The 14190-nt window shown below is 54.9% G+C and carries 11 protein-coding genes; 5 read left to right on the top strand and 6 right to left on the bottom strand.

All coding sequences use genetic code 11. The features are described from left to right. Nucleotides 1–116: 116 nt before the first annotated feature. Nucleotides 117–695: a GDP-mannose pyrophosphatase NudK gene (gene nudK / locus IB214_RS06865; protein WP_117343539.1), complete on the bottom strand. Its 579-nt coding sequence runs from the start codon at nucleotides 693–695 to the stop codon at nucleotides 117–119. Between the two features lie 156 nt (nucleotides 696–851). Beyond that, nucleotides 852–2831 carry a formate-dependent uric acid utilization protein AegA gene (gene aegA, locus IB214_RS06860; protein WP_117343538.1) on the bottom strand — a complete coding sequence of 660 codons (1980 nt, stop codon included), beginning with the start codon at nucleotides 2829–2831 and terminating at the stop codon, nucleotides 852–854. Between the two features lie 261 nt (nucleotides 2832–3092). Between aegA and narQ the strand changes: the two genes are divergently transcribed. Together narQ and acrD are read left to right on the top strand one after the other, a co-directional pair. Next, on the top strand, nucleotides 3093–4790 hold the full coding sequence (gene narQ / locus IB214_RS06855; protein WP_096756210.1) for a nitrate/nitrite two-component system sensor histidine kinase NarQ: 1698 nt from the start codon (nucleotides 3093–3095) through the stop codon (nucleotides 4788–4790). A 184-nt stretch (nucleotides 4791–4974) separates the two neighbouring features. Next, nucleotides 4975–8088 (top strand): multidrug efflux RND transporter permease AcrD, encoded by a 3114-nt coding sequence (acrD, locus tag IB214_RS06850; RefSeq protein ID WP_096756209.1) that lies wholly within the window; start codon nucleotides 4975–4977, stop codon nucleotides 8086–8088. Nucleotides 8089–8164: 76 nt separating this feature from the next. Here acrD and ypfM read toward each other — a convergent pair whose 3' ends face one another. Beyond that, on the bottom strand, nucleotides 8165–8224 hold the full coding sequence (gene ypfM, locus IB214_RS06845) for a protein YpfM (RefSeq protein WP_001386977.1): 60 nt from the start codon (nucleotides 8222–8224) through the stop codon (nucleotides 8165–8167). Between the two features lie 388 nt (nucleotides 8225–8612). Here ypfM and IB214_RS06840 point away from each other — a divergent pair, with 388 nt between their 5' ends. The 3 genes from IB214_RS06840 to IB214_RS06830 are packed head-to-tail and all read left to right on the top strand — an operon-like array spanning nucleotide 8613 to nucleotide 10337. Next, nucleotides 8613–8978 carry an ArsC family reductase gene (locus IB214_RS06840; RefSeq protein WP_115257807.1) on the top strand — a complete coding sequence of 122 codons (366 nt, stop codon included), beginning with the start codon at nucleotides 8613–8615 and terminating at the stop codon, nucleotides 8976–8978. A gap of 3 nt (nucleotides 8979–8981) precedes the next feature. After that, nucleotides 8982–10109: a succinyl-diaminopimelate desuccinylase gene (dapE, locus tag IB214_RS06835; protein ID WP_096756207.1), complete on the top strand. Its 1128-nt coding sequence runs from the start codon at nucleotides 8982–8984 to the stop codon at nucleotides 10107–10109. A 27-nt stretch (nucleotides 10110–10136) separates the two neighbouring features. Then, nucleotides 10137–10337: a hypothetical protein gene (locus IB214_RS06830; protein WP_096756206.1), complete on the top strand. Its 201-nt coding sequence runs from the start codon at nucleotides 10137–10139 to the stop codon at nucleotides 10335–10337. A gap of 83 nt (nucleotides 10338–10420) precedes the next feature. On the opposite strand, the gene ypfH is transcribed toward IB214_RS06830, so the two are convergent. The 3 genes from ypfH to IB214_RS06815 all read right to left on the bottom strand — a co-directional run bounded on the left by ypfH (nucleotide 10421) and on the right by IB214_RS06815 (nucleotide 14087). Continuing rightward, the gene (gene ypfH / locus IB214_RS06825; protein WP_117343537.1) at nucleotides 10421–11116 is read right to left on the bottom strand and encodes an esterase; all 696 of its coding nucleotides are present in this window, start codon (nucleotides 11114–11116) and stop codon (nucleotides 10421–10423) included. Nucleotides 11117–11189: 73 nt separating this feature from the next. Further along, nucleotides 11190–13205, bottom strand: coding sequence for a GNAT family N-acetyltransferase (locus IB214_RS06820; protein WP_117343536.1), 2016 nt, complete (start codon nucleotides 13203–13205; stop codon nucleotides 11190–11192). Nucleotides 13206–13220: 15 nt separating this feature from the next. Next, nucleotides 13221–14087 (bottom strand): neutral zinc metallopeptidase, encoded by an 867-nt coding sequence (locus IB214_RS06815; protein WP_117343535.1) that lies wholly within the window; start codon nucleotides 14085–14087, stop codon nucleotides 13221–13223. Nucleotides 14088–14190: the final 103 nt, after the last annotated feature.

The following is a 14190-nucleotide window of genomic DNA, read 5'->3' as shown; positions in this document are numbered from 1 at the left end:
GGTACAACCCCGAAGTCAAAACCAACAACCTGAGCCGTATCTTCCTTGCGCGATTGATGAGGCTCAATCAGAATCGTCGGATTGGCCGTTATTTTGTAAAGAAATATAAATCCCGATCATGAGTCCATGAGATGTGACGACTGCAAATAGTTCAGCAATAGCACCGTTTTACCATCTCGGATCTCGCCAGTTTTGATCATCTCCAGCGCCTGCATGAAGGGGAGTTCCAGAACCTCAATATCTTCATCTTCAACGCCGCCACCGGCATTCGCCCGCTGGCTGTCACTGTATTGCGCGATAAAAAAGTGGATTAATTCGGTCACGCCGCCCGGCGACATGTACAACTCAAACAGTTTACGCACCTCACCCACTTCATAGCCGGTCTCTTCTATCGCCTCTTTGCGAATGCAGGCTTCCGGCTCGTCGTTGTCCAGCAGTCCGGCGCAGGTTTCTATTAGCTGTCCGCTTTCGTTACCGTTGACCCAGGTCGCGACGCGAAACTGGCGGATCAGCACCACGGTCTTTTTCTCCGGGTTATACAGCAGGATGGTGGCCCCGTTACCGCGATCGTAAACCTCGCGTTTGTGGCGGATGACCTCGCCGTTGCTACGGGTCAGTTCATAGGTGATATTGCGCAAGATGAAGTAGTTATCGGAAAGGACTTTGTCTTTGATGAGGGTAATTTTTTGCGACATACCGGCTCCACGGAGAGAAGTGAGCAATAATACTACGCCGTGAAACCGGGTTTGTCTTAGAACAATGTAGGCCTGATAAGCGAAGCGCCATCAGGCATTCATACGGCATATTGCCGGATGGCAACGCTAACGCGTTTTATCCGGCCTACCCGCTGATTAGTGAGATTTAACTGATTTTATACCCAGCCAGTCGACGATCCCCTGTGCGGCATGACGCCCTTCCGCCATGGCCGTCACCACCAGATCGGCTCCGCGCACTGCATCCCCCCCGGCAAAAATCTTCGGGTTCGTGGTTTGATAACGGTAAGCGCTCTCAACGTCAGCAGCGATCCGCCCCCAGCTATCAACCTTCACGCCGTGCGCCTCCAGCCATGGCATGCCGTGCGGATGAAAACCAAACGCCATGATCACCGCATCGGCAGGCATCACAAATTCACTCCCGGCGATGGGAACCGGACGTTGCCGCCCCTGCGCATCAGGTTCACCGAGTTGGGTGCGTAAGAAACGCACGCCGCTGACGCGCCCTTCAGCATTCAGCACCAGCTCAACCGGCTGGACGTTAAATTCAAAGTTAGCCCCCTCTTCGCGGGCATTTTTGACCTCTTTTTTCGAGCCGGGCATGTTGGCTTCATCCCGACGGTAAGCGCAAGTGACCTGGCTTGCCCCGTGGCGCAGCGCGGTACGCACGCAGTCCATGGCCGTATCGCCGCCACCGAGGACCACGACGTTCAGTCCGGCGGTGTCAATAAACGGCTCTTCTGGCAGTTCATCCAGTCCCATCACCTGCTTGGTATTGGCAATCAGGAACGGTAGCGCGTCATACACACCGGGGGCGTCTTCATTCGGCAGATCCGCTTTCATCGAACGATAGGTCCCGACGCCCACGAACACCGCATCGTAGTCTTCCAGCAACGCAGCCAGCGTCACGTCCTTGCCGACTTCGCAGTTCAGCTCGAAATGAATACCCATGGCACTGAAGATTTCACGACGGCGCGCCAGCAATGATTTATCCAGTTTGAAGGCCGGAATACCAAACGTCAGTAAGCCGCCAATTTCAGGATGGCGATCGAAGACGGTGGTGCTAACGCCGTTGCGGGCTAACACATCCGCACAAGCCAGCCCCGCCGGACCCGCACCGATAATGGCGACGCGTTTATCGACTTTCTGTACATGACTTAGGTCCGGTCTCCACCCTTTGCTCAACGCGCGATCGGAGATGTAACGTTCAATATTGCCAATGGTGACCGCACCGTGTTCATCACGTACCGTACAAGCCCCTTCGCAGAGCCGGTCCTGCGGACAGACGCGTCCGGTAATTTCCGGCAGACAGTTGGTCTGGTGCGAAAGCTCAACCGCTGCGTCAATGTTTCCGGCTTTCACCAGTTCGATCCACTGTGGAATATGGTTGTGCAGCGGGCACGTCCACTCACAAATACTGTGCTCGCCACACTTCAGGCAGCGGGAGGCTTCCCGTTCAGCCTGCGCCGTGCGGAACGGCAAATAAATTTCATCAAAGCTGGTTTTACGGGCTTCAATCGGCAGTTTATCGGGCTCACCGCGCGGGGGCGTGGCCCGCATTTGTTCAACTTTACTGGTGACATGCTGCGTCACTCCGCTGGCAATCGCATGCCAGGGTTGACACTCCTGACTGGCTGCGCGCAGCCTGCGTGCTTTTGACAGACCGGCAAGTGAGATTTCAGTCACCTGCTGTAGCGCCTGCGCCGGACAGTTCTCAACGCAGGCCGGTCCTTCTTCCCGCCCCTGACACAAATCGCACTTATGCGCGGTCGCTTTCACCTTTCCTTTCGCCACGGGAGTCAGTACGATCTGCATCGTGCCAAAAGGACAGGCCACAACGCAGGATTTACAGCCAATACACTTTTTCGCGTTCACCTGCACGCTGTCATTGTCATGACTGATTGCGCCATTCGGACAGCTTCTGGCACAGGGCGCGTCTTCACAGTGGCGGCAAGTCACCGCACTGCGCTGGTGTTGATGTTTGATGACGGTAATGCGCGGCTGAAAATGCTGTTGGCTCAGGACATGCCGCTCATCGTTATGCGCCATGACACAGGCGACCTCACAGGCGTGGCATCCCAGGCACTGCTGGCTGTTGACCATAATAAAACGATTCATGGCTTCCTTCTTTTTTGGTTGCAAAAACCTTATTCTTTATATGACTGTTATTAACCGACCCTGAAGTGAGCGGCAATGTCCATTTGCCCAGAAAGTACAACTATTTATCCAGAACCTGTGGCAGATCAATTTATTTCATCGCATATGAAATTGTGTTTCAGTTACCATCCTGTTTCATGGCGATTTTATTAACATTTAACAAATACACTGAGTCGTTCGGGCTGCAACCAGGCGCGAGGCGCATTGTGTGAGGATGTGCGAGTGACGGTAAAGCGTCCTGTCTCGGCCAGTTTAGCCAAGGCTTTTTTCTACATCGTGCTGCTGTCAATTCTCTCTACGGGCATTGCGCTGCTTACGCTCACCAGCAGTTTGCGCGACGCGGAGGCAATTAATATTGCCGGTTCCCTGCGTATGCAAAGTTATCGGCTGGGGTATGATCTGCAAAGCCAAAGCCCACAACTCAACGCCCACCGCCAGCTTTTCCAGCAGGCGTTAAACGCGCCGGCATTACAAAATCTGAACGCCTGGTATGTTCCAGAGGCAGTAAAAAGTCGCTATGGACGTCTGCATGCGAACTGGCTGGAAATGAACACCCGACTGATAAGCGGCGATTTGCCCTGGTATCAGGCCAATATCAACAACTATGTCAATCAAATCGACCTCTTCGTGCTGGCGTTGCAGCATTATGCTGAGCGCAAAGTGATGCTGGTGTTTGGCATATCGCTGGCGGGCGGGATCGGCATATTCACCCTGGTGTTCTTTACTTTGCGGCGTATTCGCCAGCAGGTAGTACGTCCACTCAATAACCTGGTGATGGCCAGCCAGCAGATTGAACACGGTCAGTTTGATATCCCCCAACTGGATACCGGCTTGCCCAACGAACTGGGGCTGCTGGCGAAGACGTTTAGCCAGATGTCGAGTGAACTGCATAAACTGTACCGCTCGCTGGAAGCCTCCGTGGCGGAGAAAACACACGACCTTCACGAAGCCAATCGCCGCCTGGAAGTGCTGTATCAGTGCTCTCAGGCGCTGAATACCAGCCAAATTGACGTGCACTGCTTCCGCCATATTTTACAGATCGTTCGCGAGCACGACGCTGCATATTTCCTGGAACTCACCGTCGGTGATAACTGGCGGATCAGCGAAGGGACTAAAAGCCCAGAACTGCCAATGCAGATCCTGCCGGTCACCATGCAGGAGACCGTCTATGGAGAACTACACTGGCAAAGCCCTAACGTGAGTGCGTCCACACCGCTGCTTAATAGCGTGTCGACCATGCTGGGACGCGGGCTGTACTTCAATCAGGCGCAAAAACATTTTCAGCAGCTGTTGTTAATGGAAGAGCGAGCGACCATCGCGCGTGAACTCCACGACTCGCTGGCGCAGGTGCTGTCTTATTTGCGCATTCAGTTAACGCTACTGAAGCGTTCGATTCCGGAAGATAATGCCCCGGCGCAGGGCATCATGGCCGATTTCTCCCAGGCGTTGAATGATGCGTATCGCCAGTTGCGCGAGCTGCTCACCACCTTCCGCCTGACTTTACAGCAGGCCGATCTGCCTTCTGCCCTGCACGAAATGCTGGAAACGCTGCAAAACCAAACTTCGGCTAAACTGACGCTCGATTGCCGGTTACCGACGCTGGCACTGGATGCGCAAATGCAGGTGCACCTGTTGCAGATCGTTCGTGAAGCAGTGTTGAATGCCATTAAACACGCCAGTGCGAGCGAAATTGCCGTCAGCTGCGTGACCGCGCCGGATGGGAATCATACCGTGTATATCCGCGATAACGGCGTCGGTATCGGTGACCCGCAAGAACCCGCGGGACACTATGGTTTGAATATTATGCGTGAGCGAGCAGAAAGACTCAGCGGTACACTGACCTTCTCGCAACCCTCCGGGGGCGGAACGCTGGTCAGCATTAGTTTTCGATCGGCAGAGACAGAAAGTCAGCTAACGTAAAGAACAGCAATGCGCCGTCTGGTCTGCACCCAGTCCAGACGGCGTTGGCACGAAAGGTACGCTGTAAACGCGTATGATAATTTACATTATCTTCTTTTTTTCTCCACGTTTGGCTCGTACCTTGCCGCTACAGTGAAGCAGGTCATACCCACAAATATACGCAGAAACACGAGGTCCCCTTTTAATGGCGAATTTTTTTATCGATCGCCCCATTTTTGCCTGGGTGTTAGCTATCCTGTTGTGTCTCACAGGAACCCTGGCTATTTTTTCGCTGCCCGTTGAGCAATATCCCGATCTGGCGCCGCCGAACGTGCGCGTCACCGCGAACTATCCAGGCGCGTCGGCACAAACGCTGGAAAACACCGTGACCCAGGTTATCGAACAGAACATGACCGGTCTCGATAACCTGATGTATATGTCGTCGCAAAGCAGCGGGACCGGCCAGGCGTCGGTGACGCTAAGTTTTGTGGCAGGGACCGATCCTGACGAAGCCGTACAGCAGGTACAAAACCAACTGCAGTCGGCGATGCGTAAGCTGCCGCAGGCGGTACAGGATCAGGGGGTGACGGTACGTAAAACCGGGGACACCAATATCCTGACCATCGCCTTTGTCTCCACCGACGGCTCAATGGATAAGCAGGATATTGCCGACTACGTGGCGAGTAATATTCAGGACCCGCTCAGCCGTATTAACGGCGTGGGGGATATTGACGCCTACGGCTCTCAATACTCCATGCGTATCTGGCTCGACCCGGCCAAGCTGAACAGCTTCCAGATGACCGCCAAAGACGTCACCGACGCTATCGAGTCGCAAAATGCGCAAATTGCAGTCGGCCAACTTGGCGGTACGCCTTCGGTGGACAAACAGGCGCTGAATGCGACGATCAATGCTCAGTCATTGCTACAAACGCCGGACGATTTCCGCGCGATTACGCTGCGCGTGAACCAGGACGGTTCCGACGTCAAACTGGGCGACGTCGCCACAGTCGAAATGGGCGCAGAGAAATACGATTACCTCAGCCGCTTTAACGGCAATCCGGCCTCCGGCCTAGGGGTTAAATTAGCCTCTGGCGCCAATGAAATGGCGACAGCGAATCTGGTTATCAATCGCCTGAATGAGCTGTCGCAATATTTCCCGCACGGACTGGAATACAAGGTGGCGTATGAAACCACCTCCTTCGTCAAAGCGTCGATTATCGACGTGGTAAAAACGCTGCTGGAAGCCATCGCGCTAGTCTTCCTTGTCATGTATCTGTTCCTGCAAAACTTCCGTGCGACGCTTATCCCAACCATCGCCGTCCCGGTGGTGTTAATGGGCACCTTCTCCGTGCTCTACGCCTTTGGCTACAGCGTCAACACGCTAACGATGTTTGCGATGGTGCTGGCCATCGGCTTGCTGGTCGATGACGCCATTGTGGTGGTGGAGAACGTCGAGCGCATCATGAGCGAGGAAGGCCTCTCGCCGCGTGAAGCCACGCGGAAATCGATGGGGCAGATCCAGGGTGCGCTGGTGGGTATCGCCATGGTGCTGTCCGCGGTATTTATCCCGATGGCCTTCTTCGGTGGCACCACCGGGGCGATTTACCGCCAATTCTCGATAACCATCGTCTCGGCAATGGTGCTGTCGGTGCTGGTGGCGATGATCCTGACCCCGGCCCTGTGCGCCACATTGCTCAAGCCGCTGCATAAGGGCGAACATCACGGTCAGACCGGGTTCTTCGGCTGGTTTAACCGCATGTTTAACCGCAATGCTGAACGCTATGAAAAAGGCGTTGCCCGAATTTTACATCGCAGCCTGCGCTGGATCCTGATCTACGGCTTGCTGCTCGGCGGCATGGTATTCCTGTTCCTGCGCCTGCCAACCTCGTTCCTGCCGCTGGAAGACCGCGGCATGTTTACCACCTCGGTGCAGCTGCCCAGCGGTTCCACGCAGCAGCAGACGTTAAAAGTGGTGGAAGAAGTCGAGAAGTATTATTTCACCCATGAAAAAGACAACATCATGTCGGTCTTCTCAACCGTCGGCTCTGGCCCTGGTGGGAACGGGCAGAACGTAGCGCGCATGTTTGTCCGCTTAAAAGACTGGGACGATCGTGACGCCACCACCGGCACCTCATTTGCCATTATCGAACGCGCCACCAAAGCGTTTAACCAGATTAAAGAGGCGCGCGTATTTGCCAGCAGCCCTCCGGCCATCAGCGGCCTGGGTAGCTCTGCCGGTTTTGATATGGAGTTGCAGGATCACGCCGGTGCGGGTCATGACGCGTTAATGGCCGCACGGGACAAACTGATAGAACTTGCCGGGAAGGACACCTCTCTCACCCGCGTACGTCATAATGGCCTCGACGACAGCCCGCAGCTGCAAATTGATATCGATCAGCGCAAAGCACAGGCGTTGGGGGTTTCTATCGATGATATTAACGACACGCTGCAAACGGCCTGGGGCTCCAGTTACGTCAATGACTTTATGGACCGCGGCCGTGTGAAAAAAGTCTACGTGCAGGCGGCGGCGAAATATCGCATGCTCCCTGACGACATCAACCTGTGGTACGTGCGCAACAATAGCGGTGGTATGGTGCCGTTCTCGGCGTTTGCCACCTCGCGCTGGGAAACCGGTTCACCGCGTCTGGAACGCTACAACGGCTACTCTGCCGTCGAGATCGTCGGCGAAGCCGCGCCCGGCGTCAGTACCGGGACGGCAATGGACGTGATGGAATCGCTGGTGCATCAGCTTCCGACCGGATTTGGCCTCGAATGGACGGCGATGTCTTATCAGGAACGGCTCTCGGGCTCTCAGGCCCCTGCCCTGTACGCTATTTCGCTGCTGGTGGTGTTCCTGTGTCTGGCGGCACTGTACGAAAGCTGGTCGGTACCGTTCTCCGTCATGCTGGTAGTGCCGTTGGGGGTGATTGGCGCGCTGCTGGCGACCTGGATGCGCGGTCTGGAAAACGACGTTTATTTCCAGGTCGGGCTATTAACGGTTATCGGGCTGTCGGCGAAAAACGCAATATTAATTGTTGAGTTCGCCAATGAAATGAATGAAAAAGGACACGATTTGCTCGACGCCACACTGCACGCCTGTCGTCAGCGTTTACGTCCAATTTTAATGACCTCACTGGCGTTTATCTTCGGGGTGCTGCCGATGACCATCAGCAGCGGCGCAGGCTCCGGCGGTCAGCATGCGGTAGGGACCGGCGTGATGGGCGGGATGATATCCGCCACCATTTTGGCCATTTACTTCGTGCCGCTGTTTTTTGTGCTGGTACGCAGGCGCTTCCCGTTGAAGCCACGCCCGGAATAATCAGGGCACAAAAAAGGCGACTTATTATGAGTCGCCTTTTTTTATCCCTTGCGGGATCAGGATGTCTGCCAGAAATTTATTTACGAAGCATGACTTCGATAAAATCTTTCCAGTTCCCCAGTTCACGTTCAATCATAACAACCTCTCTTATTATTATGGGCATTCTACGAAATCATCATCATTAAAAGAAGACAATTTAACCAATGGTTGTGATTGCATCCTCCCGTGTGTGGGGTGTATGTCATCACTATGCGCTATACCCATAAATTTTATGTGACTTACGGCAATATTTTGAAATATTCATACATAATCTACGACTTTGATAATTCTGATGGAAAAACAGTCAGATGCAAAGCAGTAAATTCTGAATTTTACGCTATCCATGATTCTGGAACTTTCAGGAATCATTATTCACTGTTGTTCAACAATGTTATATTTTTCTATAACGATTGAGTGACACTATGTATTATCTGCAATAACACAGATTAAGAATAAATATTCAAATTACGTCAATAAGGATTCAAATGGTCACCCTTTACGGCATTAAAAACTGCGATACGATTAAAAAAGCCCGACGCTGGCTGGAGGAACGCGGTATTGAGTACCGCTTCCATGATTATCGCGTTGACGGTCTGGACCACGCACTCATGCAGTCTTTTATCAACGAGTTAGGTTGGGAGGCGCTGCTCAATACGCGCGGAACCACCTGGCGCAAACTGGATGAAACCACGCGGAGTCGCATCACCACTGCGGACGCCGCGGCCGCGTTGATGATTGAAATGCCCGCAATGATCAAACGCCCATTGCTCTGCGCACCGGGTAAGCCTATGCTGCTGGGTTTTAGTGAATCCAGTTATATGCAGTTTTTTAATGATTGTAATGAGGTGTAGTCTATGTCGTGCCCGGTTATTGAGCTGACACAGCAGCTTATTCGCCGTCCTTCTCTGAGCCCGGATGATGCCGGGTGCCAGGCGTTAATGATTGAGCGCCTGCGCGCGGTAGGTTTTACCGTTGAGCGAATGGATTTTGGTGACACACAGAATTTTTGGGCATGGCGCGGACACGGTGAGACGCTGGCATTTGCCGGTCACACCGACGTCGTGCCTGCCGGTGATGTTGATCGTTGGATCAATCCGCCATTTGAGCCGACAATCCGCGACGGCCTGCTGTTCGGACGCGGCGCTGCAGATATGAAAGGATCGCTGGCGGCAATGGTTGTCGCGGCAGAGCGTTTCGTCGCTCAGCACCCTAACCATAAAGGCCGTCTGGCATTTTTAATCACCTCTGATGAAGAAGCCAGCGCGAAAAATGGCACCGTGAAGGTGGTTGAAGCGCTGATGGCCCGCAACGAACGACTGGACTATTGCCTGGTCGGCGAGCCATCCAGTACCGAAATCGTCGGTGATGTGGTCAAGAACGGGCGTCGGGGTTCACTGACCTGCAACCTGACAATTCACGGGGTTCAGGGACACGTGGCCTATCCGCATCTGGCCGATAACCCTGTGCACCGTGCTGCGCCAATGCTGAATGAACTGGTAGGCATTGAATGGGATCAGGGCAATGAATTTTTCCCCGCGACCAGCATGCAGATTGCCAATATTCAGGCAGGAACCGGCAGCAATAACGTCATCCCCGGCGAGCTTTTTGTTCAGTTCAACTTCCGGTTCAGCACCGAACTCAACGATGAGATGATCAAATCGCGGGTGCTGGCGCTGCTGGATAAGCATCAGCTGCGTTATACCGTCGACTGGTGGCTTTCCGGTCAGCCGTTCCTGACGGATCGCGGTAAACTGGTGGATGCAGTGGTCAACGCCATTGAGCACTATAATGAAATTAAACCGCAGTTACTGACTACAGGCGGGACATCCGACGGGCGCTTTATTGCCCGCATGGGGGCGCAGGTAGTAGAACTTGGGCCGGTCAATGCCACCATTCATAAAATTAATGAATGTGTTAATGCCGCCGACCTGCAGCTGCTTGCCCGTATGTATCAACGTATCATGGAGCAGCTCGTCGCCTGATGAGCGTTCCTGCAAGAGGAAATGAGCATGGACTTGCTGGCAAAGTATTGGTGGATTTTAGTACTGGTTTTTCTGGTAGGCGTACTGCTGAACGTAATCAAAGATCTCAAGCGCGTTGACCATAAAAAATTTCTCGCCAATAAACCGGAGCTTCCCCCGCATCGTGACTTTAACGATAAATGGGATGATGACGATGACTGGCCGAACAAGGATCAGCCGAAGAAATAATCGCAGTCCCATAGGCCCGGTAAGCGTTAGCGCCACCGGGCATTAAGTGCCGGATGGCGACCTCGCCTTATCCGGCCTACGGGCTAGATCATCTCAATCACATCATCGTGGGGCTTACCACCACTCAGTGCTTCATCGAAATAGTGCTTCGGTACGGTAAAGCGCAAATGATCGAGTGCATATTGCATGCTGCGATCGTCAATGGCATGGCCGAGATCCTCGACGATATCCAGCGTCACATCCCCTCCGGCACGAATTAATGCTTCCTGCGCGGCAACGGCGTGAGATAACTCGATAATCCGGTCTTCCCCGCCATGAATCAAATGCACCGTTGTGGCGGTCGTCGCCACCTCCGGCACGCTGGCGTAGCGGCCATTGAAGGCGATGACCCGCGATGCCAGCCCCGGTTCGGCCTTGATGCTCTCAAGCGACATAATCGCCCCCTGCGAAAAACCAATCAGCGCGGTTGCCAGAGGGGAAACGCCGCTCTGTTGCTGCCAGTAGCGTACGATGTCGATAAACACCGGCATGATGGCATCAACCCGCTCCTGACGGTTCTGTTCCGTCACGCCCTGCACTGAAAACCACTGCCGGCCGCCGGTGGAACCGTAAGGCTGTGCCCCACCGATACTGACAATCAGCGCATCGGGGAACAGCGGTGCAAACCAGGAACCAATTTCGCCCATGGCAACCGGGTTATCGCCGACACCATGAAACAGCAGCAACAGCTGTTGCGCAGGTTTATCGGGACTTTGAACAACAAAATGGTCATGTTTCATGGCGATCTCCTTAACTGATAAGAGTAATTCTACGCCGCTTAATCGCAATGACCATGCCAGGAAATTGAAGAAGTCAGTGAAAAAATTGCCATTGCATAATGCGATTCTGTAGCTGTTGCGTCCGGGCCGCATCGATCTGGGCCAACGCCTGCGCCGCTTCAGCCCGCTGAACCAACAACAGCGCTTTACGCCCGGGCACCTTCAGTCGCTGGCACAGTTCAGTGTCGCCGCATCTCTCGTCGACACGTCCGCGCAATGCCGGAAGAGGTAGCTCGCTGCGCTGGAGTAGACGACTCAGACAGCCTAACGACGTGAGCAGCGGCCGATGCGCAAAAGCAAATCCAGCCAACGCCTGCCAGTCGTCATCATTAAGCGTAGTCTCTTTCAGCGGCACGACCGGGATCGCCTCATCGTTCCACTGTGCCAGAACGTCAGCATCCCGACGCAGGCGCAGGTGTTCGGTTGCGGCCAGGCGTTTTCCCGCCTCGCTTATCGGCAGCAGCGCCATCGCGGTGTAGCAGCCGCTACTGGCCTCCCGATGATTCCCCATCCGCACCAGCACAAAGCCGCAGCGCTGCCAGAAACGCCATAGCTCACTCGTATAACCAAAACTGACCGACAGATAGTCACACTGCGTGGAATAGTAATGAGCCTGCTCGATTAGCCGTTGCCCAATACCTTCCCGCTGGCGGCCGGGATGAACCGCAATACGGCTTACTCGCCGTCCAACGAGCGTCGCCGCCTGCGGGTCACTGCCGTGCGCAGCCAGTGATTGCGCCACCAGATTTCCTCTTGGACGACGATAACCTGCCCAGACGGCCTGGCTAAGTTCAGCGGATAAGCCGCCTTCATCCACCAACCAGACGGCCCCCGCCACCGCGTCAGCCGCCGATGCCTGCAAAAAATGCTGGCCAGGCGCGTCCATCATTCGGCGCAAATCCAGCGGAGACGTGCGGTAATGCGCCCCGGAGAGCAGCCGGTATACCGCCAGCGGCAGATGCGGATTGCTATGCCAGGCCGTCGACTCAAAGGTGGAGAAGTGGATATCGCCTTGAGGGGGATGCAAAAAAGTGTCGTCGTCGAACACCAGCGTCTCACTGACGGTTTGTTCCAGCGGACACCCCTGAGCCCACCTGATGGGATGCTGCAGTTCATAACGCAGAAGATGGGGGAAACGCGCGCAGAACTTCAATAAGAACCCTCTGCCGGTTCCCTCGTAGCCCTGAACGGTGGTAGTCAACAGTACACGTGGAAAACGCGAAACCAGCTGATGCAGCAACGGAGCGGGAATAGCGGCCGCTTCATCCACAATCAACCAATCAGCGGTTTCGCTGCCGGTGAGTAACGCATCAGGCGCCATAAAGCGATAACGTTCTCCGGCAAACTGCGCCAGCACATCCGTCGCCGCTTTTGCCGGGGCGGTAACAATGGCGCTTGCCTTCATGCGTGATATCAACTGCCCGGCCAGCGCGGATTTACCCCGGCCTCGCGCGGCGGTTACCGCTGCCACGCCGGGCGGCATATCCAGCAGCTGCTGTAAAATGACCGCCTGCTCTGGCTGAGGCTCGCCGTTAGCTGGCTGCCAGCGACCGCGCGCGGGAAAATGTCCAGGCGCAAACGGCTGATGCTGTTGCCAGTGCAGGGTTTGTCCGTCACGGGTCATCACCCGTTGAAAGTGTTCGACAAAGTGCGGCGTAGGGATAGGTTCGGCGCAATCGCTCCAGCGCAGTGAATCCACATCAGGATGCGTTTGCCAGGTCAGCCAGGGGGGCGTCAGCAGCACCAGCCAGCTTCCGGCACGCAGCGTGCCGCTTAGGGCGGCAAACGCCGCAGCGTCAAATCCCTGACGGGCATCAAAAACCGCATGGCGAAACTCACGCCCCAGTAACGTTTGTAGCGCTTGCGGCGTGCAGTACGGTTCAGCGGGGGCCGTTGCCCCCACCCAAAGCCAGTCGCCGGGTAATGTGTTGCGTAGCGCAAGCGCCCGCTCCTGAGGCCACAGACCCTCGCCGCTAATAATCAGCAGGCGACGGATGCCTTCCCGGGCCATGTGTTCAGTTAACGCATTCAGTGCGGTGTTATCGGACATCCCTGCCTCAGGATCTTAAATGCCTTTGCCAAAGGTATTACATTGCGCCGGGTCGCCGCTATCAAAACCGCGTTTGAACCAGCTATAGCGCTGTTCAGAGGTACCATGCGTAAAGCTGTCCGGTACCACGCGTCCCTGCCCCTGCTGCTGCAGGCGATCGTCACCAATTGCCTGGGCGGCGTTCAGCGCTTCTTCCAGATCGCCCGTTTCCAGCACGCCCTGCTGCTGCATACTGTTGCCCCAGACGCCAGCAAAGCAGTCGGCCTGCAGCTCCATACGCACGGAAAGACGATTCACTTCCGCCTGCGAGGCATTCTGCTGCATCTGGCGAACTTTCGGTTCTATGCCTAGTAGTTTCTGCACGTGGTGGCCAACCTCATGCGCAATGACATAGCCCTGAGCAAAATCACCGTCAGCACCGAGCTTACTTTTCATGTCGTCATAGAAGGAGAGATCGATATAGACCGTGCCGTCCGCAGGGCAATAAAATGGCCCCATCACTGACTGGCCTGCTCCACATCCGGTTCGCGTCGCGCCACGGTACATCACCAGCTTAGGCTGCTGATAAGTACGGCCCATTTTTTCAAACTGCTGGCCCCAGGTGTCTTCGGTCGTGGCGAGGATCACCGAGGTAAATTTGGCCGCTTCATCATCATTCGGACTGATGGAACGCGTGGATTGCTGCTGCGAAACAGGTTGGCCGGTCATTAACCCGGTGAGATCGACGCCATAATAGCCGGCCACAAGGACCACAATCAGCAGGATGATGCCGCCTTTACCACGTGGCAAACGAAAGCCCGGCCCGCCCATAGAAGGTCCGCCGCCCGAACTGTTACGTCTGTCTTCTACATTGTCGCTTTCGCGACGCCCTTGCCAGCGCATAATCACCTCAACTTTTTATTCATTATGATGATGATCGTAGGCGGTTCGGAACAGGATTACCATAAGAAAGAGTAATCAAACCAGGGGGGAATTGATGAGCCGG

This window comes from Citrobacter sp. C1, assembly GCF_014596895.2.
GTDB classification, from domain to species: Bacteria; Pseudomonadota; Gammaproteobacteria; order Enterobacterales; family Enterobacteriaceae; genus Citrobacter; species Citrobacter gillenii.
This window is presented reverse-complemented; position numbering and strand designations above follow the sequence as displayed.